The organism is Pseudomonas sp. R19M, from assembly GCF_050312585.1.
GTDB lineage: Bacteria > Pseudomonadota > Gammaproteobacteria > Pseudomonadales > Pseudomonadaceae > Aquipseudomonas > Aquipseudomonas palleroniana.
In genome coordinates this window covers 1-22,951 of sequence record NZ_JBNPJV010000012.1, presented here as the reverse complement: position 1 = coordinate 22,951, position 22,951 = coordinate 1, and the positions used below count along the sequence as shown (strand labels likewise).

General features: G+C 60.8%; 17 protein-coding genes. 12 read left to right on the top strand and 5 right to left on the bottom strand.

What is annotated here, in order from left to right; all coding sequences use genetic code 11:
- Positions 1-75 precede the first annotated feature (75 nt).
- Positions 76-2,817 carry an aconitate hydratase AcnA gene (gene acnA, locus ACQRBT_RS01710; RefSeq protein ID WP_412047213.1) on the bottom strand — a complete coding sequence of 914 codons (2,742 nt, stop codon included), beginning with the start codon at positions 2,815-2,817 and terminating at the stop codon, positions 76-78.
- 196 nt (positions 2,818-3,013) lie between these two features.
- Here acnA and rlmM point away from each other — a divergent pair, with 196 nt between their 5' ends.
- Positions 3,014-4,090 (top strand): 23S rRNA (cytidine(2498)-2'-O)-methyltransferase RlmM, encoded by a 1,077-nt coding sequence (gene rlmM / locus ACQRBT_RS01705; protein WP_060753133.1) that lies wholly within the window; start codon positions 3,014-3,016, stop codon positions 4,088-4,090.
- 145 nt (positions 4,091-4,235) lie between these two features.
- Positions 4,236-4,487 (top strand): sulfurtransferase TusA, encoded by a 252-nt coding sequence (gene tusA / locus ACQRBT_RS01700; protein ID WP_060753134.1) that lies wholly within the window; start codon positions 4,236-4,238, stop codon positions 4,485-4,487.
- Between the two features lie 10 nt (positions 4,488-4,497).
- Here the strand turns inward: tusA and ACQRBT_RS01695 are convergent, their stop codons facing one another.
- The gene (locus ACQRBT_RS01695; protein WP_104995820.1) at positions 4,498-5,892 is read right to left on the bottom strand and encodes an MATE family efflux transporter; all 1,395 of its coding nucleotides are present in this window, start codon (positions 5,890-5,892) and stop codon (positions 4,498-4,500) included.
- A gap of 169 nt (positions 5,893-6,061) precedes the next feature.
- Between ACQRBT_RS01695 and pdxB the strand changes: the two genes are divergently transcribed.
- Complete coding sequence (pdxB, locus tag ACQRBT_RS01690; RefSeq protein WP_104995821.1) at positions 6,062-7,204, top strand: 4-phosphoerythronate dehydrogenase PdxB; 1,143 nt, start codon at positions 6,062-6,064, stop codon at positions 7,202-7,204.
- Between the two features lie 68 nt (positions 7,205-7,272).
- Here pdxB and ACQRBT_RS01685 read toward each other — a convergent pair whose 3' ends face one another.
- Positions 7,273-7,446 (bottom strand): PA1571 family protein, encoded by a 174-nt coding sequence (locus ACQRBT_RS01685; RefSeq protein ID WP_060753137.1) that lies wholly within the window; start codon positions 7,444-7,446, stop codon positions 7,273-7,275.
- Positions 7,447-7,653: 207 nt separating this feature from the next.
- Between ACQRBT_RS01685 and ACQRBT_RS01680 the strand changes: the two genes are divergently transcribed.
- On the top strand, positions 7,654-9,471 hold the full coding sequence (locus ACQRBT_RS01680; RefSeq protein WP_199777900.1) for an ABC transporter transmembrane domain-containing protein: 1,818 nt from the start codon (positions 7,654-7,656) through the stop codon (positions 9,469-9,471).
- A 134-nt stretch (positions 9,472-9,605) separates the two neighbouring features.
- On the opposite strand, the gene ACQRBT_RS01675 is transcribed toward ACQRBT_RS01680, so the two are convergent.
- On the bottom strand, positions 9,606-11,534 hold the full coding sequence (locus ACQRBT_RS01675; RefSeq protein ID WP_412047212.1) for a transglycosylase SLT domain-containing protein: 1,929 nt from the start codon (positions 11,532-11,534) through the stop codon (positions 9,606-9,608).
- Positions 11,535-11,747: 213 nt separating this feature from the next.
- Between ACQRBT_RS01675 and ACQRBT_RS01670 the strand changes: the two genes are divergently transcribed.
- Positions 11,748-13,667 (top strand): ATP-binding cassette domain-containing protein, encoded by a 1,920-nt coding sequence (locus ACQRBT_RS01670; RefSeq protein ID WP_104995824.1) that lies wholly within the window; start codon positions 11,748-11,750, stop codon positions 13,665-13,667.
- A 181-nt stretch (positions 13,668-13,848) separates the two neighbouring features.
- Here ACQRBT_RS01670 and ACQRBT_RS01665 read toward each other — a convergent pair whose 3' ends face one another.
- Positions 13,849-14,292: a universal stress protein gene (locus tag ACQRBT_RS01665; protein ID WP_060753141.1), complete on the bottom strand. Its 444-nt coding sequence runs from the start codon at positions 14,290-14,292 to the stop codon at positions 13,849-13,851.
- Positions 14,293-14,397: 105 nt separating this feature from the next.
- Between ACQRBT_RS01665 and ACQRBT_RS01660 the strand changes: the two genes are divergently transcribed.
- The 7 genes from ACQRBT_RS01660 (at position 14,398) to ACQRBT_RS01630 (ending at position 22,811) form a co-directional block, all read left to right on the top strand.
- Positions 14,398-14,835 (top strand): hypothetical protein, encoded by a 438-nt coding sequence (locus tag ACQRBT_RS01660; RefSeq protein ID WP_412047211.1) that lies wholly within the window; start codon positions 14,398-14,400, stop codon positions 14,833-14,835.
- Positions 14,836-15,319: 484 nt separating this feature from the next.
- Positions 15,320-17,467: a fatty acid oxidation complex subunit alpha FadB gene (fadB, locus tag ACQRBT_RS01655; protein WP_060753143.1), complete on the top strand. Its 2,148-nt coding sequence runs from the start codon at positions 15,320-15,322 to the stop codon at positions 17,465-17,467.
- A gap of 29 nt (positions 17,468-17,496) precedes the next feature.
- Positions 17,497-18,672, top strand: coding sequence for an acetyl-CoA C-acyltransferase FadA (gene fadA, locus ACQRBT_RS01650; RefSeq protein WP_016975260.1), 1,176 nt, complete (start codon positions 17,497-17,499; stop codon positions 18,670-18,672).
- A gap of 99 nt (positions 18,673-18,771) precedes the next feature.
- Positions 18,772-19,008 carry a DUF1653 domain-containing protein gene (locus ACQRBT_RS01645; RefSeq protein WP_021490990.1) on the top strand — a complete coding sequence of 79 codons (237 nt, stop codon included), beginning with the start codon at positions 18,772-18,774 and terminating at the stop codon, positions 19,006-19,008.
- Positions 19,009-19,122: 114 nt separating this feature from the next.
- Positions 19,123-21,744, top strand: coding sequence for a type I DNA topoisomerase (gene topA, locus ACQRBT_RS01640; RefSeq protein ID WP_412047210.1), 2,622 nt, complete (start codon positions 19,123-19,125; stop codon positions 21,742-21,744).
- A 181-nt stretch (positions 21,745-21,925) separates the two neighbouring features.
- On the top strand, positions 21,926-22,447 hold the full coding sequence (locus ACQRBT_RS01635) for a DUF6586 family protein (protein WP_060753145.1): 522 nt from the start codon (positions 21,926-21,928) through the stop codon (positions 22,445-22,447).
- A 130-nt stretch (positions 22,448-22,577) separates the two neighbouring features.
- On the top strand, positions 22,578-22,811 hold the full coding sequence (locus ACQRBT_RS01630; RefSeq protein WP_017254451.1) for a hypothetical protein: 234 nt from the start codon (positions 22,578-22,580) through the stop codon (positions 22,809-22,811).
- The last annotated feature ends 140 nt before the right edge of the window (positions 22,812-22,951 follow it).

Sequence of the window (22,951 nt, the reverse complement as noted above, 5' to 3'; positions counted from 1 at the left end):
CAGGTACACAGACTCAACCTGATACACCGCTATCGGGAGCAAGCCCCCTCCCACATTTGATCTCCTTTGAGTTTTCTAGGAGGCGATCAGTTGGCGCAGTACGTAGTGCAGGATGCCCCCGGCTTTGAAGTATTCGACTTCGTTCAGGGTATCAATCCGGCACAGCACCTCGACCTTCTCGGTGCTGCCATCTTCCCGGGTAATCACCAGCGTCAGGTTCATTCGCGGCTCGATCTCGGCGTCGGTCAGCCCAAGAATATCGATCGTCTCCCGGCCGCTCAGTTTGAGCGTCTTGCGGTTCTGATCCAGCTTGAACTGCAAGGGCAGCACGCCCATGCCCACCAGGTTGGAACGGTGGATACGCTCGAAACTCTCGGCGATCACTGCCTTGACCCCCAGCAGGTTGGTACCCTTGGCCGCCCAGTCGCGGCTGGAGCCGGTGCCGTATTCTTGCCCGGCAACCACCACCAGCGGCGTGCCCGCCGCCTGGTACTTCATCGCCGCATCGTAGATCGCCATCTTCTCGCCGGTGGGGATATACAACGTATTGCCGCCTTCCTCGCCGCCGAGCATTTCGTTGCGGATGCGGATATTGGCAAAGGTGCCGCGCATCATCACTTCATGGTTGCCCCGGCGTGAGCCGTAGGAGTTGAAGTCGCGCGGTTCCACGCCTTGCTCGCGCAGGTAGCGGCCGGCGGGGCTGTCGGTCTTGATATTACCGGCAGGGGAGATGTGGTCGGTGGTCACCGAATCCCCCAGCAGGGCCAGCACCTTGGCGCCTTTGACATCCTCGATCACCGGCAAAGGCCCGGCAATATCATCGAAGAACGGCGGGTGCTGGATGTAGGTGGAGTCCTTCTGCCACACGTAGGTCGCGGCCTGCGGTACTTCAATCGCTTGCCATTGCGCGTCCCCGGCAAACACCTCGGCGTATTCCTTGTGGAACATGCCCGTGCTGACCTGGGCCACCGCGTCGGCGATTTCCTGGCTGCTTGGCCAGATATCCTTGAGGTACACCGGCTTGCCATCCCGGTCGTTGCCCAGCGGTTCGCGGCTGATATCGATGCGCACCGTACCGGCCAAGGCATACGCCACCACCAGCGGCGGTGAGGCCAGCCAGTTGGTTTTCACCAGCGGGTGTACGCGGCCTTCGAAGTTGCGGTTGCCGGACAGAACCGAAGCGACGGTGAGGTCGGCTTTCTGGATGGCCTTTTCAATCGGCTCGGGCAGTGGGCCGGAGTTGCCGATGCAGGTGGTGCAGCCATAACCCACCAGGTCGAAGCCCAGTTTGTCCAGGTATTGGGTGAGGCCCGCCGCCTTGTAGTAGTCGGTGACCACCTTGGAGCCAGGCGCCAGGGAACTCTTGACCCAAGGTTTGCGGGTCAGGCCCTTTTCCACGGCCTTTTTCGCTACCAGCCCGGCCGCCATCATCACGCTGGGGTTGGAGGTGTTGGTGCAGGAGGTGATCGCCGCGATCACCACGGCGCCGTTTTTCAAGCGATAGGTCTGGCCAGCCTCTTCATAGTCGGTTTCGCCCACCAGGTCGGCATTGCCCACCGCGACGCCACCGCCGCCCTCGCTTTCCAGGCGGCCCTCTTCTTTGCTCGCGGGTTTGAACTGCAGGTCGAGGAAGTCGCTGAACGCCTGGCCCACATTGGGCAGCGAGACCCGGTCCTGCGGGCGTTTCGGCCCGGCGAGGCTGGCTTCGACGTCGCCCATGTCCAGTGCCAGGCTGTCGGTGAACACCGGCTCCTGGCCCGCATTGCGCCACAGGCCCTGGGCCTTGGTGTAGGCCTCAACCAGCTTGACGGTTTCGCTCGGGCGACCCGACAGGCGCAGGTAGTCCAGGGTCACTTCATCAACCGGGAAAAAACCGCAGGTGGCGCCATATTCCGGGGCCATGTTGGCGATGGTGGCGCGGTCCGCCAGAGGCAGGTCGGCCAGGCCGTCGCCGTAGAACTCGACGAATTTACCCACCACGCCTTTTTTGCGCAGCATCTGGGTGACGGTCAGCACCAGGTCGGTTGCGGTGATGCCTTCCTTGAGCTTGCCGGTGAGCTTGAAGCCAATGACTTCCGGAATCAGCATCGACACCGGTTGGCCGAGCATCGCTGCTTCCGCTTCGATCCCGCCCACCCCCCAGCCGAGTACACCCAGGCCGTTGATCATGGTGGTGTGGGAATCGGTGCCCACCAGTGTGTCGGGGAATGCGTAGGTGCGGCCGTCTTCGTCCTTGGTCCATACGGTGCGGCCCAGGTATTCGAGGTTGACCTGGTGGCAGATGCCGGTGCCGGGCGGTACCACACTGAAATTGTCAAAGGCACTCTGGCCCCAGCGCAGGAAGGCGTAGCGTTCGCCGTTGCGCTGCATTTCAATGTCGACGTTCTGCTCGAACGCGCTGGTGCTGCCGAACTTGTCGACCATCACCGAGTGGTCGATCACCAGGTCCACCGGGGAGAGCGGGTTGATGCGCTGCGGGTCGCCCCCGGCCTTGGCCACGGCGGCGCGCATGGCGGCCAGGTCGACCACGGCGGGTACGCCGGTGAAGTCCTGCATTAGCACCCGTGCGGGGCGGTATTGGATCTCGCGGTCGGACCGGCGCTCTTTGAGCCAGGCGGCGATGGCCTTGAGGTCGGCGCTGGTGACGGTCTTGGCGTCTTCCCAGCGCAGCAGGTTTTCCAGCAGCACCTTGAGCGACATCGGCAACGTGTCCAGGTCACCCAGGCTCTTGGCGGCTTCGGGCAGGCTGAAGTAGTGGTAGGTCTTGCTGTCTATTTCCAGTGTTTTAAGGGTTCTCAGGCTATCAAGGGATGACATTACGTGACTCCTTATGGTCCGCACGGCTACGGACCTGACGGGACGAACAGAGCCTTACACGTTAGCCCTGTTTTCATTAGCAGGCTAATAACTGGACTCTATCGCTAAGTCCAAGGTTCAGAACTCCGTTATCATGCGCGGGTTTTCATGACAGGTATTGCGATAGCGCAAGCCGGTCGATTCACCAGGAGAGTTGATGAACACCCTTTTTATGCACTGCCGCCCGGGTTTTGAAGGCGAAGTCTGTTCCGAGATCGCGGAGCACGCCGCGCGCCTGAACGTTTCCGGCTACGCCAAGGCCAAGACCGGCAGCGCCTGCGCCGAATTTGTCTGCACCGAAGAAGACGGCGCCCAGCGCCTGATGCACGGCCAGCGTTTTGCCGAGTTGATCTTCCCAAGGCAGTGGGCGCGCGGGGTGTTTATCGACTTGCCGGAAACGGATCGCATCAGCGTGATCCTCGCGCACCTGCAAGGCTTCCCGGTGTGCGGCAGCCTGTGGCTGGAAATGGTCGACACCAACGACGGCAAAGAGCTGTCGAATTTCTGCAAGAAATTCGAAGTGCACCTGCGCAAAGCCTTGTTGAACGCCGGCAAGCTGGTGGACGACCCGAGCAAGCCGCGCCTGCTGCTGACCTTCAAGAGTGGTCGTGAGGTGTTCATGGGCCTGGCCGAGTCGAATAATTCGGCGATGTGGCCGATGGGCATCCCCCGCCTGAAGTTCCCCCGCGAAGCGCCGAGCCGCTCGACGTTGAAACTGGAAGAGGCGTGGCACCACTTCATCCCCCGCGAGCAGTGGGACGAGCGGCTGCACAGCGACATGACCGGCGTCGACCTGGGCGCAGCACCGGGCGGCTGGACCTGGCAACTGGTCAACCGCGGCATGCTGGTGACCGCCATCGATAACGGCCCCATGGCCGAAAGCCTGATGGACACCGGCCTGGTGCAGCATTTGATGGCCGACGGCTTCACCTTCGTGCCCAAGCAGCCGGTGGACTGGATGGTCTGCGACATCGTTGAAAAGCCTGCGCGTAATGCAGCGCTGCTGGAAACCTGGATCGGCGAGGGGCATTGTCGTGAGGCGGTGGTGAACCTCAAGTTGCCGATGAAGCAGCGCTATGCCGAAGTCAAGCGCTTGCTGGAGCGTATCGAGGAAGGCTTCAAGGCGCGCGGCATTCGCGTGGAGATCGGCTGCAAACAGCTGTATCACGATCGTGAAGAAGTGACTTGCCACTTGCGTCGGCTGGAAACTGCGAAGAAACCCAAGACCCGCTGAAGACTTGAACTGACCACAAAACCCCTGTGGGAGCGGGCTTGCTCGCGAAGGCGGTATAACCTTCGAAATCCATGTTGAATGTGCCCGCGTCTTCGCGAGCAAGCCCGCTCCCACATTTTGAGCGGTGCCGTTTCAGGAGTGATGTATGAACCAACCCCTCGATTTGCCTGTAGACGCAGTGCTCGATGCAACGGGCCTCAACTGCCCGGAGCCGGTGATGATGCTGCACCAACACATCCGTGACCTGCCGCCGGGCGGCTTGCTCAAGGTGATCGCGACCGACCCGTCGACCCGCCGCGATATTCCCAAGTTCTGCGTGTTCCTTGACCACGAACTGGTGGATCAGCAGGAGCAGGCCGGTACGTACCTGTATTGGATTCGCAAGAACGCTTCCTGAATTTGCGTTCCTAGCTATACGCCTTGTGCGCACGGATGCGCCGGCGTGCGCTGCGCGCCAGGCGTACCAGCAGCATCCCCGCCGCACAGCTCAAGCCCACGATCAGCCCTTGCCACAAGCCGCTTGGGCCGCTGGGCGCGCCGAGCCAGTCGGTCAGGCCCAGGGCGTAGCCTACCGGCAGGCCCACGCCCCAATAGGCGAACAACGTCAGCACCATGGTCACCCGGGTATCCTGGTAACCACGCAGCGCGCCGGCGGCGGTGACCTGGACCGAGTCGGAGAACTGGAACAGCGCCGAAAACACGATCAGCGTCGAGGCCAGGTGGATCACGACCGGGTCGGGGGTGTAGATCGTCGCAATCTGTTCGCGGAACACCAGCATCAGGCCGCAGGACAAGCAGGCGTACGCCAACGCCGTACCCATGCCGACCCCGGCGGCAAAGCGCGCTTCACGGGGTTCGCCACGGCCCAGGGCCTGGCCGACGCGTACGGTGATCGCCATGCTCAGGGAATAAGGAATCATGAACACCAGGGAGCTGACGTTCAGCGCGATCTGGTGACCCGAGACCACGGTAGCGCCCAGGCTGCCGATCAGCAGGGCGATCACCGCGAAGATGCTCGACTCGGCAAAGATCGCGACGCCGATGGGCAGGCCGATGCCCAGCACGCGCTTGATCACCGACCACTGGGGCCAGTCGAAACGCTTGAACAGTTCGCTGCTCTGATAGGCCGGCCCCCAGCGGGTCCAGGCGGCCAGGCCGAGCATCATCACCCACATCGCAATCGCCGTCGCCCAACCACAGCCCGCGCCGCCCATGGCCGGTACGCCCAGGTGGCCGTAGATGAAGATGTAATTCAGGGGAATGTTCAGCGCCAACCCACACAGGCCCATGACCATGCTCGGTCGCGTACGGCCCAGGCCGTCACTGAAGCAGCGCAATACGTAGTAGAACGCGATAGCCGGCATGCCTGCGGCGATACCATGCAGGTAGCCCATGGAGGGTTCGATCAGGTCGGGCTCGACCTTCATGGCATGCAGGATGGGTTCGGCGCAGAGCAGCAACAACGCGGCACTGATCCCGACCACCAGCGCCAGCCACAGGGCTTGGCGCACCAGTGGGCCGATCTCGCTGAACTGGCCGGCGCCGTAGCGCTGGGCGACTTTCGGCGTGGTGGCCAGCAGGGTGCCGGTCATCAGCAGATACACCGGAATCCAGATCGAATTGCCCAGGCCCACCGCCGCCAGATCCTGCGGGCTGACGCGCCCAGCCATCACGGCGTCGACAAAGCTCATCGCCGTGGTTGCCAGTTGGCCGATCATGATCGGCAGGGCGAGGGTCAGCAGGCCGCGCACTTCCCGACTGATACGGGCGGGGCGGGTGAGGGGGGTGGTGGCAGTGTTCACGTGCGGGGGTGTCCAATCGGGAAGCGAAGTGCAAGGACGGCGGATTCTACGCTTTGACGCATTGGCCAGGAAAAAACCTGTGTTAGCGATTTGTAAGCGTCCTCCCCCCAACACCCCTCCCACCGGGAATGCGCGCTGTTACACTGCGGGTCCGCGAAAGGAGCCTGCCATGCTGATTGTTGCCGACGAAAATATCCCGCTGCTCGATGCCTTCTTCGAAGGGTTTGGCGAAATTCGCCGGGTGCCCGGTCGCTCCATCGACCGCGCCACGGTCGAGCAGGCCGATGTGCTGTTAGTGCGTTCGGTGACCCACGTCAACCGAGCCTTGCTGGAGGGGACTGCGGTGCGGTTTGTCGGAACCTGCACCATCGGCACCGATCACCTGGACCTGGAATACTTCACGCAGGCCGGCATTGCCTGGTCCAGCGCCCCCGGCTGCAATGCGCGGGGTGTGGTGGATTATGTGCTGGGCAGCTTGCACACCCTGGCTGAAATCGAGGGGGCCGACCTCAAGCAGCGCACCTACGGCGTGGTGGGCGCGGGTGAAGTGGGCGGGCGCCTGGTCAAGGTGCTCAAGGGCCTGGGCTGGGATGTGCGGGTGTGCGACCCGCCGCGCCAGATCGCCGAAGACGGTGATTACGTCAGCCTGGAGCAGATCATCGAACAATGCGATGTGATCAGCCTGCACACGCCGCTGACTCAATCCGGCAATGGTTCCACCTGGCATCTGTTTGATCGCGAGCGTCTGAATCGTCTCAAGCCCGGCACCTGGCTGATCAATGCCAGCCGGGGGCCGGTGGTCGACAACGCAGCCCTGCGCGAGGTGTTGCTGGCTCGCGAAGACCTGCAAGCGGTGCTGGACGTGTGGGAAGGCGAGCCGCAGGTGGATGTCGACCTGGCTGACCTGTGCGTGCTGGCCACGCCGCATATTGCCGGTTACAGCCTGGACGGCAAGCAACGTGGGACGGCGCAGATCTATCAAGCGCTCTGTGCGCATCTGGGCCAGCCGGCCAGCATTCAATTGAGCGACCTGCTGCCGGCGCCGTGGCTGGCCGAGGTGCACCTGAATGCCTCGACCGACCCGGCCTGGGCGCTGGCGACCTTGTGCCGCAGCGTGTATGACCCGCGCCGTGATGATGCGGATTTTCGCCGCAGCCTCGTAGGCAGCGAGCAAGAGCAGCGCAAGGCTTTCGACCTGCTGCGCAAGCACTATCCGGAGCGCCGCGAGATTGATGGCCTGCGCGTGCGGATCAACGGCGAATCGCCAGCCTTGTCGAGCATCGTGTCCGCCTTGGGCGCGGTAACGATCTAGCCCCCAATAAACGAGCACACAATAAAAAACCCGGCCATCGAGGCCGGGTTTGAAAGAGCGTGGGCGCTTCAGCCTTGCTGGGCAGGTTTGACCAGTCGCTGTTCCAGCTCGTGACACGCTTGCTGGATCATCTCTTCGGTAATCTGAACCTCGCGGCCCTTGGCGTCGATGTACGAGCAAGGCAACTGCTGCGGTTGGCGGATTACGTTAATTTTGGCATCGCTGCTGTTTTGCAAGGTCATGGCCTGTCTCCTCATCAGGTTGTGTACCTAGTTTAATTTCTCCGCGTGACCGAGCTATTACAACTCCTTGCAAAGTCACGGTGCGGGTATCCAGTCCACCAGAAACCGATACATATTTCCAGCCGTGCTTTAGACCGATAGCCTCTAGCAGCCTGTATCGGCGGGCATAAATAACCTGACTCATTGTTATTTACACAAGTTCCCCCAATGTTGCTGTGCACAGACCTCTCTTTCTTGGCGCAGGTGAAACCCTCCATGTTCTCAGTCCGTCAACGTCATGCGATTCGCTTGGCCAGCCGTTTTATCGCGCCCTATCGCTGGCAGGCGCTGGGGGCCTTGTTGGCGCTGATTGTCACGGCGGGTATCACCTTGTCGATGGGGCAGGGCATCCGTCTGTTGGTAGACCGAGGGTTCATGACCCAGTCACCGCACCTGCTCAACCAGTCCATCGGGCTGTTCATGGTGCTGGTGCTGGGCCTGGCCGTAGGCACCTTTACCCGGTTCTACCTGGTCTCGTGGATTGGCGAGCGGGTGGTGGCGGACATCCGTCGGCAGGTGTTCAACCACCTGATCTATCTGCATCCGGGGTTCTATGAAAACAATCGCAGTTCGGAAATCCAGTCACGGCTGACCACCGACACCACGCTGCTGCAATCGGTGATCGGCTCGTCCTTGTCGTTGTTCCTGCGTAACGGGTTGATGGTCATCGGCGGCATCGTTTTGTTGTTTGTCACCAACCCCAAGCTGACCAGTATCGTGGTGGTGGCCTTGCCGCTGGTGCTGGCTCCGATCCTGATTTTCGGTCGCCGCGTGCGCAGCCTCTCGCGCCTGAGCCAGGACCGTATCGCCGATGTGGGCAGCTACGTGTCCGAGACCCTCGGCCAGATCAAGACCGTGCAAGCCTACAACCACCAGGTGCAGGACGAACAACGCTTCGCCGTGACCGTGGAAGACGCGTTTGCCACGGCGCGCAAGCGCATCGCCCAACGGGCCTGGCTGATTACCCTGGTGATCATGCTGGTGCTGGGCGCCGTGGGGGTGATGCTGTGGGTGGGGGGCATGGACGTGATCAGCGGGCGCATTTCCGGCGGTGAGCTGGCGGCGTTTGTGTTCTATAGCTTGATCGTCGGCAGTGCCGTGGGCACTTTGAGTGAGGTGCTGGGGGAGTTGCAGCGCGCTGCGGGGGCCGCTGAGCGTATCGGCGAGCTATTGCAGTCGAGCAACGAGATCCAGGCACCGGCCACTGGCACGCTGCAGTTGCCGGAGCGGGTCAGCGGGCGCATGGAATTGCAGGACCTGCATTTTTCCTACCCGTCGCGGCCAGACCGCTATGCCATCGATGGCCTGAGCCTCACGATCAACCCTGGCGAAACCCTCGCCCTGGTGGGGCCGTCCGGGGCGGGTAAATCGACGATTTTCGACCTGTTGCTGCGCTTCTACGATCCACAACAAGGCCGCATCCTGTTGGAAGGCCACCCGCTGACCGATCTCGACCCCATGGACCTGCGTCGGCATTTTGCCCTGGTATCCCAGAGCCCGGCGCTGTTTTTCGGCAGCGTCGAAGAAAACATCCGCTACGGCAACCCGTCCGCCACGCGTGAGCAGGTCGAAGCCGCCGCGCGCATCGCCCACGCCCACGACTTTATCCTGCAAATGCCCGACGGCTACCAGACCCACCTCGGCGACGGCGGCATGGGCCTTTCCGGTGGTCAACGCCAACGCCTGGCCATCGCACGTGCATTGCTGGTAGATGCACCCATCCTGCTGTTGGACGAAGCCACCAGCGCCCTGGATGCCCAGAGCGAGCATTTGATCCAGCAGGCGCTGCCGCAGTTGATGCAAGGGCGCACCACCCTGGTGATTGCGCATCGATTGGCAACCGTCAAGAACGCGGATCGGATCGCAGTCATGGATCAAGGCAAATTGATCGCGGTTGGCACGCACCAGCAGCTGATTGCGAGCAACCCGCTGTATGCACGATTGGCCGCTTTGCAGTTCAGTGACGGGAAGGAAGGCGACAAGTAGTGAGCGGGCTTGCCCCGCGCTGGGTGGCGAAGCCGCCCCAAATCCAGGCACCTCGGTCTCTCTGAAGCATCGAGGCATCCTTGTTGGGGCGGCTGCGCCACCCAGCGCGGGGCAAGCCCGCTCACTACAAGTTGTTACTGATCGTCGAAGTAGCGCTCATGCCAATCCACCAGCGGTTGGGGGGAGTTGAGCTTTTGCCCGTAGATCACCGAATAAGACAGGACGTTCTGCACATACTGGCGGGTTTCGTCGAAAGGAATGCTTTCAACCCACACATCGAAGCTCAGGTGGTCCGCCCCGCGCAGCCATTGGCGCACACGGCCGGGGCCGGCGTTGTAGGCGGCAGAGGCGAGGACGCGGTTGCCGCTGAACTGGCTGTGCACCTGGCTCAGGTAGGCGGCGCCGAGCTGGATGTTCTTGTCCGGGTCGAGCACCTGGGCCGGGGAGGCCAGCGGGATGCTGAACTTGCGTGCGGTTTCCTTGGCGGTGCCAGGCATCAGTTGCATCAGGCCGCTGGCGCCGACACCGGAGCGGGCGTCGTCCATGAAGGCGCTTTCCTGGCGGGTGATGGCGAACACCCAGCTTGAATGCAGTCCACGCACCTTGGCCTCGCGCACCAGGGTGTCGCGGTGCGCCATCGGGAAGCGGATATCCAGGTCGTCCCAGTATTGCGCCTGGCTGATGGTACGGATTGCCGGGAAATACCACTTCATGTCGTAGGCCAGCTTGGCCTGGGCCACCATCTCGTCACGGTTGAAGTGACGGCTGACGTGGTACCACTCGCGGCGGCCATCCACCACCTGGCCCCGCGCATAGAACTCCAGGGCACGACGCACGCCGGGGGTGTTGCGCACTTTGTTCATCAGTGCCTGGCTCATGACCAGTGGCTTGTTGGTCAGCTGGTAGGGCGCTTTGGAGCGATCGGCGGCGAGGAACCCGTAGAAGTCCCGTTCCTTGGCCACGTTTTTGTACAGCACCAGCGCCTGTGGGTTTTTCGGTTCGGCCAGTTCCAGGCTGCGCGCCTGCCAGTAGCGCCAGCGGTTGGTGGTCGCCAGGTCTTGCGGGAGTTTGCGGGTGAGCTGGTAGGCTTCTTCCCAGCGAGCCAGGCGCAGCAACAGGCGCAGGCGCCATTCGGAGACGGTATTGTCACGCAGCTCCGGATCGTACTGGGTCATCACGTCCAGCGCGCGCGGGTCGTAGCGGCGCGCCAGGGTCAGGCCGATTTCGCGGGCGATCGACACTTTTTCGTCACGGGAGAAGTGCATGCTGCTGGCGTAGCCGTCGAGCAGGGCCATGGCCTTGTCCGGGTCCTGGCGTGCCAGGCGGCGTAGACCCAGGCCAACTGCATCGGACATGGCCTCGGTGGCCGGCAGGAAGCGCGACGGGTCGCCGAGCATGTCAGGCTTTTGCGCGACATCCACCATCAAGCGGCCCTGGGCGCCGAGGGTCGGCAAGGTTTTCACCAGGCTGTTGGCCAGTGCGTAGTTGCGCGCTTCGGCGGCGAGTTTGGCGCGGTCCCAGATCTTTTTCTCGGTGAGCTGGCCGTCGGCCGCCCATTGACCGAATGTGGCGTCGCAGGCGGTGGGTTGGGTCTTGCCGGTCATCCACAGCTTTTCGGTGGTCTTGTAGCCTTCAGCTTTCAGGTTGTGGGTGAGCTGATATTGACCGTGCAGGCAGTCCAGTTCGACGAAGTTGAGCTTGGGGTCGTAGTACTTTTCAAAGGTCTGCCAGTCGCCACGGTCGGCCAGCCAGCGCAACCAGCGCAACTTCATCCAGTTGGCCTGGGGCAGGTCGCCGTTTTTGGCGAGGAATTGTTCGATTTCCTCATTGCTCGCGGTTTTCAGGCGTGCGGTCAGCTCGTCGTAGGCCAGGTACGGCGTAAGCGGGTAGTCGGCCAGGGCCTGGCTGTATTGCATGTAGGGGCCGCTGTCGCCTTTGGCCAGGGCGCGCTTGGCTTCATCGTAATATTGACGTTGGGTGGTGAGATCCACGGCCTGGGCGGATTGAACGGCGGTGACGGAAAGAAGCAGACAAGATAAAAAGCTGAAAAGGCGGCTGCGCATGAGACGTCCGTGCAGAGAAATCACGAATAGCGCCGGCACCGCCGACACTGACTGCCCCTAGCTTAGCCTTTTGCCCGCAGCCGGTGAAAGCTTTGCGGCCCGCTTGATCCAAGTTAGACGCAAATGTCCTGTAGAACCTGTTCATAGCGAAAATGCCGGCCGCATCCCACCCGCAACTCAGGTAGAATGCGCGCCCAGTTTTTGGAGAAGCTCATGACCCTGCTCAAATTCAGCGATGTGTCCCTTGCTTTCGGCGCTATGCCGTTGTTGGACAAGGTGTCCTGGCAGATCGCCCGTGGTGAGCGGGTGTGCATCATCGGCCGCAATGGCACCGGCAAGTCCAGCATGATGAAGCTGGTAAAAGGCGATCAGAAACCCGATGACGGCGCCGTATGGCGCGCGCCGGGCCTCAAGATTGGCGAGCTGCCGCAGGAATTGCCGGTAGCCGACGGACGGACAGTGTTCGACGTGGTTGCCGAGGGCCTGGACGGTGTCGGCGCATTGCTCGCCGAATACCATCATCTGGCGCAGAACTGTGTGACCGATGCCGATCTGGACAAGCTGATGCACGTCCAGCAAGACCTCGAAGCCCGCGATGGCTGGCGCCTGCAGCAGTTGGTGGACAGCACCCTGAGCCGCCTGCAATTGCCTGCCGACAAGACCCTGGCCGAGTTGTCCGGCGGCTGGCGTCGCCGTGTGCTGCTTGCCCAGGCATTGGTATCCGAGCCGGACCTGTTGCTGCTCGACGAGCCGACCAACCACCTGGACATCGGCGCGATCGCCTGGCTGGAAGAAGCCATCAAGGACTTCCAGGGGGCTGTGCTGTTCATCACGCACGACCGTGCTTTCCTGCAGAGCCTGGCGACGCGCATCCTCGAACTGGACCGTGGTGGCCTGATCGACTGGAACGGCGACTACGCCAGCTTCCTGGTGCACAAGGAAGCCGCCCTGGCCGCTGAAGAAACCGCCAATGCGCTGTTCGACAAGAAGCTGGCCCAGGAAGAAGTCTGGATCCGCCAGGGTATCAAGGCGCGCCGCACCCGTAACGAAGGCCGCGTACGCGCCCTGAAAGCTCTGCGCGTGGAACGCAGCGAACGTCGCGAGCGCACCGGCAAGGCCAATATCCAGCTGGATACCGCCGAAAAGTCGGGCAAGCAAGTGATGGTGCTGGAAAACGTCAGCTTCCATCACCCGGACGGTCCGTTTCTGATCAAGGACTTCTCCATGGTCTTGCAGCGCGGCGATCGTATCGGCCTGCTGGGCGCCAACGGCACCGGCAAGACCACGTTGCTCAAGCTGATGCTCAGCGGCCTGCAGCCCACCAGCGGCAAGGTGGAGGAGGGCACCAAGATCGACGTGGCCTACTTCGACCAGTTGCGCCATCAGTTGGACCTGGAAAAAACCGTGATCGACAACGTTGCCGAAGGTCGCGACTTTATCGATATCGACGGCCAGAGCCGCCATGTGCTCAGCTACCTGGGCGACTTCCTGTTCAGCCCGCAGCGTGCACGCACGCCGGTCAAAGCCTTGTCCGGCGGGGAGCGTGCGCGCCTGCTGCTGGCCAAGCTGTTCAGCAAGCCGGCCAACCTGCTGGTGCTCGACGAACCGACCAACGACCTCGATGTGGAAACCCTCGAGTTGCTCGAAGAGGTCTTGCTGACCTTCAACGGCACGGTGCTGATGGTCAGCCACGACCGGGCATTCCTCGACAACGTGGTCACCAGTACCCTGGTCTTCGAAGGTGAAGGCAAGGTGCGTGAATATGTGGGTGGTTACCAGGACTGGCTGCGTCAGGGCGGCTCGCCGCGCTTGCTGGGTGTGACCGAGAGCAAGTCCGGCAAGGCCGACCTGAACTCGGCGGTCGTCGCCCCGGCTGCCGCTGCGGCACCGGTTGAGCCGGCGGCACCGGTTGGCAAGAAGAAACTCAGCTACAAGCTGCAGCGCGAACTGGAAGCCTTGCCGGGTGATATCGACGCCAAGGAACAGCAGATTGCCGCGGTGGAAGCGGAAATGGCTGACGCGGGTTTCTACCTGCGCCCTGCGGCTGAAACCGCCAAGGTCATCGCTTCCCTGGAGACATTGAACCAGGAGCTGGAAGTGCTGATGGAGCGTTGGGCTGAGCTGGATGCCTGAGTGATTCCAGTGCATTGAAAAACCCGGTGCTCATCTGATGAGCACCGGGTTTTTCATATGAGAATGCAGTTTAAATGTGGGAGGGGGCTTGCCCCCGATAGCAGTCTGTCAGTCGATACATCTGGTGACTGACACTCCGCCATCGGGGGCAAGCCCCCTCCCACATTTGACCCTCATTGATTTAAGAAGGGTTTTTCACCAGTTTGACGGCCAGCACATCACACGGCGCGCCGTGCAGCACGTCATTGGCGGTAGAGCCCAGCAGCAACGCCAGGCCATGGCGGCCATGGCTGCCGACCACGATCAGGTCGCAGTGCTGTTCCTTGGCCAGGTGGTGAATCTCCTGGCGCGGCTGGCCGTAAGTGAGGTGGGAGTTTTCCTTGGTCACTTCGGGATATTTGAGGATGAGCCGGTCGAGGCGCTCTTTGGCCTGGTCGAATTGTTGTTGCTGCAACTGGGAGAGATCCATGGGCACGTCGCCGCCGAAGGCCATGGCCATGGGCTCGACGATGTGTACCAGCGACAGCTTCGCGCCGCTTGCGACCGCAAAGGCACGGGCGCGCTTGATCACTGGATCGCACTCTTCGGTCAGGTCGACGGCGACCAGAATATGTTCGTATGACATGGGGCGTTCCTCCAGGGGACTGCAATATATTCAGTATGGCTGCTTTCAAGCGGATCGAGTTGCGTCAGATCAAATCCGCTCAACTGGAAATTCGGGAGTACACATATGACGGTCTGGATAGTGGTGTCAATCCTTGTGGTGGTTCTGAGCCCTCTGGCATGGCTGCGCCCGTCGCGTCATCAGAGTGGGCGCATGGCCCTGCGCATGGAGGCACGCCGCATTGGCCTGACCATGCAATTGGCGCCCCAGGAGTGGCCGCACTGGCTCAAGCAGGAGCCGCCGAGCCCCTGTGCACAGTATTGTCGGCCGCGCCGTGGCAGCGCGCCGGCCATCTGGAGTTACTGGCAGCTGGAGCCTGGAATGTGGGTCAACCAATGGCGTGAATCCTGCGTCGATGAAAAGTTGTTGCCGCATTTTGCGACGCTTCCCGCCAATGTCTACAAAGTCGAGGCCGACAGGCAAATGATCGCCCTGTATTGGGGGGAGAAGGGTGAAGCCGCTGTCCTGAAGGACATTGATGCGCTGCTCAAGGCGTTGGCCTGAAAAACAGGCAATAAAAAGCCCGACATGTTCATCGGGCTGGAGTTGGCCAGGCAGGCCGGTAATTTTGTATATCTCTCGCGACGGATGTTCTCTCCAGCGCATTAAGGTTGTCGCTAGCCTAGCGGCATATCCCGTTCTGTACAGCCTTTTCCCAGAACTTTTCTCTTATTGATTTCGTGAATGTTTGAATATTGATGCGAGGCGCACCTAGGCTAAAGGTTCTGAAATGACTGGAAAGTCGCGTTTTTACTAGCCTTTCGGAGCGATTGACAATTGCTCGGAATTGAATGAAGGTGACGTACCCAAATCAAACGGGCGTATGAATTGAGCGTTTGTCTGTCAGACCGCTCATACAGAACCCCGACTATCGCATTGGCGGGTGTGCCTGGCGGATTGGAGTGAGCATTGACGCAACTATCAATGCCCAACCAGAGGCCAGCGTTCAATGTGTACTGTTCAGCTTCCATATCGTGGAGATCAGTTGATGATTTACGAAGGTAAAGCCATCACGGTTAAGGCTCTTGAAAGTGGCATCGTCGAACTGAAATTCGACCTCAAGGGTGAGTCCGTCAACAAGTTCAACCGTCTAACCCTGAACGAACTGCGTCAGGCCGTAGACGCCATCAAAGCAGATGCTTCGGTCAAGGGCGTGATCGTTTCCAGCGGCAAGGACGTGTTCATCGTCGGCGCTGACATCACCGAATTCGTCGACAACTTCAAGCTGCCCGATGCCGAGCTGGTGGCTGGCAACCTCGAAGCCAACAAGATTTTCAGCGATTTCGAAGACCTCAACGTGCCTACCGTTGCCGCGATCAATGGCATCGCGTTGGGCGGCGGCCTGGAAATGTGCCTGGCCGCAGACTTCCGCGTCATGTCGGCCACCGCCAAGATCGGCCTGCCTGAAGTCAAACTGGGCATCTATCCGGGCTTTGGCGGCACCGTGCGTCTGCCGCGCCTGATCGGTGCCGACAACGCCATCGAGTGGATCGCCGCCGGTAAGGAAAACAAGGCTGAAGACGCACTGAAAGTCGGTGCCGTCGACGCCGTGGTTGCGCCGGGCAAGCTGGCGGAAGCCGCGCTGAACCTGATCAAGGGCGCCATCAGCGGCGAATTTGACTACAAGGCCAAGCGTCAGCCGAAGCTGGAAAAGCTCAAGCTCAACGCCATCGAACAGATGATGTCGTTCGAAACCGCCAAAGGTTTCGTGGCTGGCCAGGCCGGCCCGAACTACCCGGCGCCGGTTGAAGCGATCAAGACGATCCAGAAAGCCGCGAACTTCGGTCGCGACAAAGCCCTGGAAGTGGAAGCGGCGGGCTTCGTCAAACTGGCGAAAACCTCGGCGGCCCAGAGCCTGATCGGCTTGTTCCTGAACGACCAGGAACTGAAGAAAAAGGCCAAGGCCTACGACGAGATCGCCAAGGACGTGAAACAGGCCGCCGTACTCGGCGCCGGTATCATGGGTGGCGGTATCGCCTATCAGTCGGCGTCCAAAGGCACGCCGATCCTGATGAAGGACATCAACGAGCACGGTATCGAGCAAGGCCTGGCGGAAGCCGCCAAGCTGCTGGTAGGCCGTGTGGACAAAGGCCGTATGACCGCCGCGAAGATGGCTGAAGTGCTTAACGGCATTCGTCCTACGCTGTCCTACGGTGATTTCGGCCACGTCGACCTGGTAGTCGAAGCCGTTGTCGAGAACCCGAAGGTCAAGCAAGCCGTGCTGGCTGAAGTGGAAGCCCAGGTCAAGGACGACACGATCCTGGCCTCGAACACTTCGACCATTTCCATCTCGCTGCTGGCCAAGGCCCTCAAGCGTCCGGAAAACTTTGTCGGCATGCACTTCTTCAACCCGGTGCACATGATGCCGCTGGTGGAAGTGATCCGTGGCGAGAAGTCCAGCGAGCTGGCCATTGCCACCACCGTTGCCTACGCCAAGAAAATGGGCAAGAACCCGATCGTGGTCAACGACTGCCCGGGCTTCCTGGTCAACCGCGTGCTGTTCCCGTACTTCGGTGGTTTCGCCAAGTTGGTCAGCGCCGGCGTGGACTTCGTGCGCATCGACAAGGTCATGGAAAAATTCGGCTGGCCGATGGGCCCGGCGTACCTGATGGACGTGGTCGGCATCGACACCGGCCACCACGGTCGCGATGTGATGGCTGAGGGCTTCCCGGACCGCATGAAGGACGACCGCCGCTCGGCGATCGACGCGCTGTACGAGGCCAAGCGCCTGGGCCAGAAGAACGGCAAGGGCTTCTATGCCTACGAGGCCGACAAGAAGGGCAAGCAGAAGAAAGTGGCCGACCCGTCGGTGCACGAAGTGCTGGCTCCGGTCATCTACGAACAGCGTGAGGTGTCGGACGAGGACATCATCAACTGGATGATGATCGCCCTGTGCCTGGAAACCGTGCGTTGCCTGGAAGATGGCATTGTTGAAACCGCCGCCGAAGCCGATATGGGCCTGGTGTACGGTATTGGTTTCCCTCCATTCCGTGGTGGTGCGCTGCGTTACATCGACTCGATCGGTGTGGCCGAGTTCGTTGCCCTGGCTGATCAATACGCTGATCTGGGCCCGCTGTACCACCCGACCGCGAAGCTGCGTGAAATGGCCAAGAACGGCCAGCGCTTCTTCGGTTAAGTGCCCAGACGACTAGAGCGAGAATATTTATGAGCTTGAATCCAAGAGACGTCGTGATCGTCGACTTCGGTCGTACTCCGATGGGCCGCTCCAAGGGCGGCATGCACCGCAACACCCGCGCCGAGGACATGTCGGCGCACCTGATCAGCAAGCTGCTGGAACGCAACGTCAAGGTCGACCCGAACGAAGTCGAGGACGTGATCTGGGGCTGCGTCAACCAGACCCTGGAGCAGGGCTGGAACATCGCACGCATGGCGTCGCTGATGACCCAGATCCCGCACACGGCTGCCGGCCAGACCGTCAGCCGCCTGTGCGGTTCGTCGATGAGCGCGCTGCACACTGCCGCCCAGGCGATCATGACCGGCAACGGTGATGTGTTCGTGGTCGGTGGCGTGGAGCACATGGGCCACGTCAGCATGATGCACGGTGTCGATCCTAACCCGCACATGTCGCTGTACGCGGCAAAAGCCTCGGGCATGATGGGCCTGACTGCGGAAATGCTCGGCAAAATGCACGGCATCACCCGTGAAGCCCAGGACGCGTTCGGCCTGCGTTCCCACCAGTTGGCCCACAAGGCGACCGTGGAAGGCAAGTTCAAGGATGAAATCATCCCGATGAACGGCTACGACGAGAACGGTTTCCTGAAACTGTTCGACTACGACGAAACCATTCGTCCGGATACCACCCTGGAAAGCCTGGCGGCCCTGAAGCCGGCCTTCAATCCAAAGGGCGGCACCGTGACCGCAGGTACTTCTTCGCAGATTACCGACGGTGCTTCGTGCATGATCGTGATGTCGGCGCAACGTGCCCAGGACCTGGGTATCCAGCCGCTGGCGGTGATCCGTTCGATGGCGGTGGCAGGTGTGGACCCGGCAATCATGGGCTATGGTCCAGTACCGGCCACACAAAAAGCCTTGAAGCGCGCGGGCCTGACCATCAACGACATCGACTTCTTCGAGCTCAATGAAGCTTTCGCCGCACAGGCCCTGCCGGTGCTGAAAGATTTGAAAGTGCTCGACAAGATGAATGAGAAGGTTAACCTGCACGGCGGTGCAATTGCCCTGGGCCACCCATTCGGTTGCTCCGGTGCACGTATCTCCGGCACTCTGCTTAACGTGATGAAGCAAAATGGCGGTAACCTTGGGGTTGCAACCATGTGCATTGGTCTCGGCCAAGGCATTTCCACCGTCTTCGAACGCGTCTAAGCGTTGAGTTGACGCAAGCCGGGGCCCAGTGCCCCGGTTTTTGTTTTTTGGCGGTTTTGTATTTTTTTTTTTTACAAATTTTTGTAAGAGGGCCAGAGCATGAAAGTCGAACCGGGGCTCTACCAGCATTATAAAGGTCCGCAGTACCGCGTTTTTAATGTGGCGCGGCACTCCGAGACCGAAGAGGAAGTGGTGTTCTACCAAGCACTGTATGGCGATTACGGCTTTTGGGTGCGCCCGTTGAGCATGTTCCTGGAGACCGTTGAGGTTGACGGCGAGCAGGTCCCGCGCTTTGCTTTGGTCCAGGCCGAACCCAGTCTTTTTTCAGGGCAATAACGGCAGGCCGCGCAGAATGCTGCGCTTGACCTCACCTTGTTGCCACTATATATAGCGTTGCCGCGACAGGCGCCAACTGCCTTTCACTTCTCGAATTCAGGAATTTTCCGATCCATGGGCAAATCGCTGGTCATTGTGGAATCCCCGGCTAAGGCCAAGACCATCAACAAGTACTTGGGCAACGAGTACGTGGTGAAGTCGAGTATCGGCCATATCCGAGACCTGCCCACCAGCGGTTCGGCTAGCGCCAGCAAGGAGCCTGCCGCCAAGCGCGGCAAGGCGGCTGCGGGCGAAGGTCCGGTGCTCACTCCTAAAGAGAAAGCGCGCAAGCAACTGGTCTCGCGCATGGGTGTGGACCCGGATCATGGCTGGAAGGCCAAGTACGAAATCCTTCCGGGCAAGGAAAAGGTCATCGAAGAGCTGCGCCGGCTCGCCAAGGATGCCGACACCATCTATCTCGCAACGGACTTGGACCGCGAAGGGGAAGCCATTGCCTGGCACCTGCGGGAAGCCATCGGCGGTGACGACAGCCGCTACAAGCGTGTGGTGTTCAACGAAATCACCAAGAAAGCCATCCAGGAAGCCTTCTCCCAGCCGGGCGAGCTGGACATCGACCGGGTCAATGCGCAGCAGGCGCGGCGTTTCCTTGACCGCGTGGTGGGTTACATGGTCTCGCCACTGCTGTGGGCCAAGATCGCCCGTGGCCTGTCCGCTGGTCGTGTGCAATCGGTCGCGGTGAAACTGGTCGTGGAGCGTGAGCGCGAGATCCGTGCGTTCAACCCCGAAGAGTACTGGGAAGTCCACGCCGACCTGGGCACCGCCAAAGGCGCCAGCGTGCGCTTTGAAGTGGCCCGCGAGAAAGGCGAGGCGTTCAAGCCGCTGAACGAAGCCCAGGCCATGGCCGCGCTGGAAAAGCTCAAGGCTTCCAGCTACAGCATCGTCAAGCGTGAAGACAAACCGACCAGCAGCAAGCCGTCGGCTCCGTTCATCACCTCCACCCTGCAGCAGGCCGCGAGCAACCGCCTTGGCTTCGGTGTGAAGAAAACCATGATGATGGCCCAGCGTCTGTATGAGGCCGGCTACATCACGTATATGCGTACCGACTCCACCAACCTGTCGGTGGACGCGGTGGCAATGGCGCGTACCTATATTGAAAGCGAGTTCGGCAACAAGTACCTGCCGGAGAAGCCGAACGTCTACAGCAGCAAGGAAGGCGCCCAGGAAGCTCACGAAGCGATTCGTCCGTCCGACGCCAATACCACGCCCGCCAAGCTGAGCGGCATGGAGCGCGATGCTGAGCGCCTCTATGAGCTGATCTGGCGCCAGTTCCTGGCCTGCCAGATGCTGCCGGCGCAATACCTGTCCACCACGGTCACCGTGGCGGCTTCCGACTTCGAGCTGCGTGCCAAGGGCCGTATCCTCAAGTTCGACGGCTACACCCGTGTCATGCCGCAGATTGCCAAGCCTGGCGACGACGATGTGCTGCCGGACATGGCCCAGGGCGACAGCCTGAAGTTGATCAAGCTCGACCCGTCCCAGCACTTCACCAAGCCGCCGGCGCGTTATTCGGAAGCCAGCCTGGTAAAAGAGATGGAAAAACGGGGTATCGGTCGTCCTTCGACCTACGCCGCGATCATCTCCACCATCCAGGACCGCGGCTATGTGGCGCTGCATAACCGTCGCTTCTATTCGGAAAAAATGGGCGACATCGTCACCGAACGGTTGTCCGAGAGCTTCTCCAACCTGATGGACTACGGCTTCACTGCCGGCATGGAGGAGAACCTCGATGACGTGGCCCAGGGCGAGCGCGACTGGAAAAACGTCCTTGACGAGTTCTACGGCGACTTCAAGAAAAAACTCGAAGTGGCCGAAAGCCCTGAGAGCGGCATGCGTGCCAACCAGCCGGTGATGACCGACATCCCGTGCCAGACCTGCGGGCGGCCGATGCAGATTCGTACGGCCTCTACCGGCGTTTTCCTCGGTTGCTCGGGCTACAGCCTGCCGCCAAAAGAACGCTGCAAGGCGACGGTCAACCTGGTGCCGGGCGATGAAATTGCCGCCGATGATGAGGGCGAATCCGAGTCGCTGGTCCTGCGTGGCAAGCACCGCTGCCCGATCTGCAGCACGGCGATGGACGCTTACCTGCTGGATGAGAAGCACAAGCTGCACATCTGCGGTAACAACCCCGATTGCAATGGCTACGAGATTGAAGAAGGCACCTACCGCATCAAGGGCTACGAAGGCCCGAGCCTGGAATGTGATAAGTGCGGCAGTGAGATGCAGCTCAAGACTGGCCGTTTCGGCAAGTTCTTCGGTTGCACCAACCCGACCTGCAAGAACACCCGCAAGCTGCTGAAGAGCGGCGATGCGGCGCCGCCGAAGATGGACCCGGTGAAGATGCCTGAGCTCAAGTGCGAGAAGGTCAACGACACCTACATCCTGCGTGACGGGGCTTCGGGCCTGTTCCTGGCGGCCAGCCAGTTCCCGAAAAACCGCGAGACCCGCGCGCCGCTGGTGCTGGAGATCGTGCCGCACAAGGATGAAATCGATCCGAAGTACCACTTCCTGTGTGAAGCGCCGAAAAAAGATCCGGACGGTCGCCCGGCCGTGATCCGCTACAGCCGCAAGACCAAGGAGCAGTACGTGCAGACCGAGGTGGGCGGCAAGCCTACCGGCTGGAAAGCGTTCTACGACGGCGGCAAGTGGAAGGTGGAGGACAAGCGTCAGGGCGCTTGATCCACTGATCCGTGAAAGACAAAGGCCGCCTGCATGGGCGGCCTTTTTTGTGTTGAGCTCGCGAAAATCGTTAACGATAACGCGGGAAGCCAGGTACATAATGGCTTCCTCAGGTTTTTGCGAGCAAGCCCGCTCCAAACGTAGCCGGCATCACGTTCTATTCGTTGTGGAGACTGCCTTTATGGCCAACGAACTCTATACCCGTACCAACCAGAAAATTTACTTCGCGGGTTTGTCCCTGGATGCCCTTGGCCGCGCCGAGGAAGGGAAAGAGATGAACGCCATCGCGCTGGTACAGGCGGGGCGTGAGGCCGCACTGTTTCATCTGTACGGCGCCTTGCTGGGGCTGTGCCATGAAATTGCCGGGTTCTATCGCCTGCCCCAGGCCGGCTCACCTCGTGCAGAGATGATCATGAGCCCGCAAGTACTGGAAGCCATGGCCATCCCAGAGCTGGCGGAATTGGTAGAAATGGCTCAAAACCCTGACAGTTGGGTCGCCCGCCTGCTCAAGGCTCATGCTGATATGTTCCAGCCGCCACGGGTTCGCCACGTGCCCAAGGGCGATGTGACCCAGCCGCTGATTGTGGCGGTTGCCCTGGAAGATGATGAACCCAAGCCATTGAGCCGCGAAGAGCTGGAAAGCTGGCGCCAGGAGCTGAAAAAGATGGCCTTGCGGTTTCGGGAAGGGTTGAACGAGTGCTGAGGCACCCCTATTGTTCGGGCGCACAGCACAAAGCACCGTTCATCAAGCTGTAAAGAAACCTCTTCAGAACCTCTGCGGGGCTGGGTGGATGACTGATATAATCCTGGCCTTTCGTGGAGAACACATTTTTATGCCAACGTCCTTTCTGGAAATTGTCGAGTTGCCTGACGGTCGAATCGAGCTGCGCCGCGCTGAGGACGAGGGTTCTCTGGTTATTCTGGATTTTTCCGAGGACGCAAAAGCGTTCCTGCAAGGCCAGCACGTGGAAGTGGCTAAAGCCATGTTGAGCGTGGGCGTACAGATGGCTGGTCGTCTGGCGGAAGGCGAGCCAGAGAAGGAAGATGGGCCACGCGTGCTTCACTGATCCCTTCCTGTGGGCGCGGTTTTTGTAGTGAGCGGGCTTGCCCCGCGCTGGGCTGCGAAGCAGCCCCAAAACCAGGTGTCGCTTAGTTACTGATGTAGTGCGTTGGTCGATTTAAGATCGCTTGGTTTCTGATGTATCGC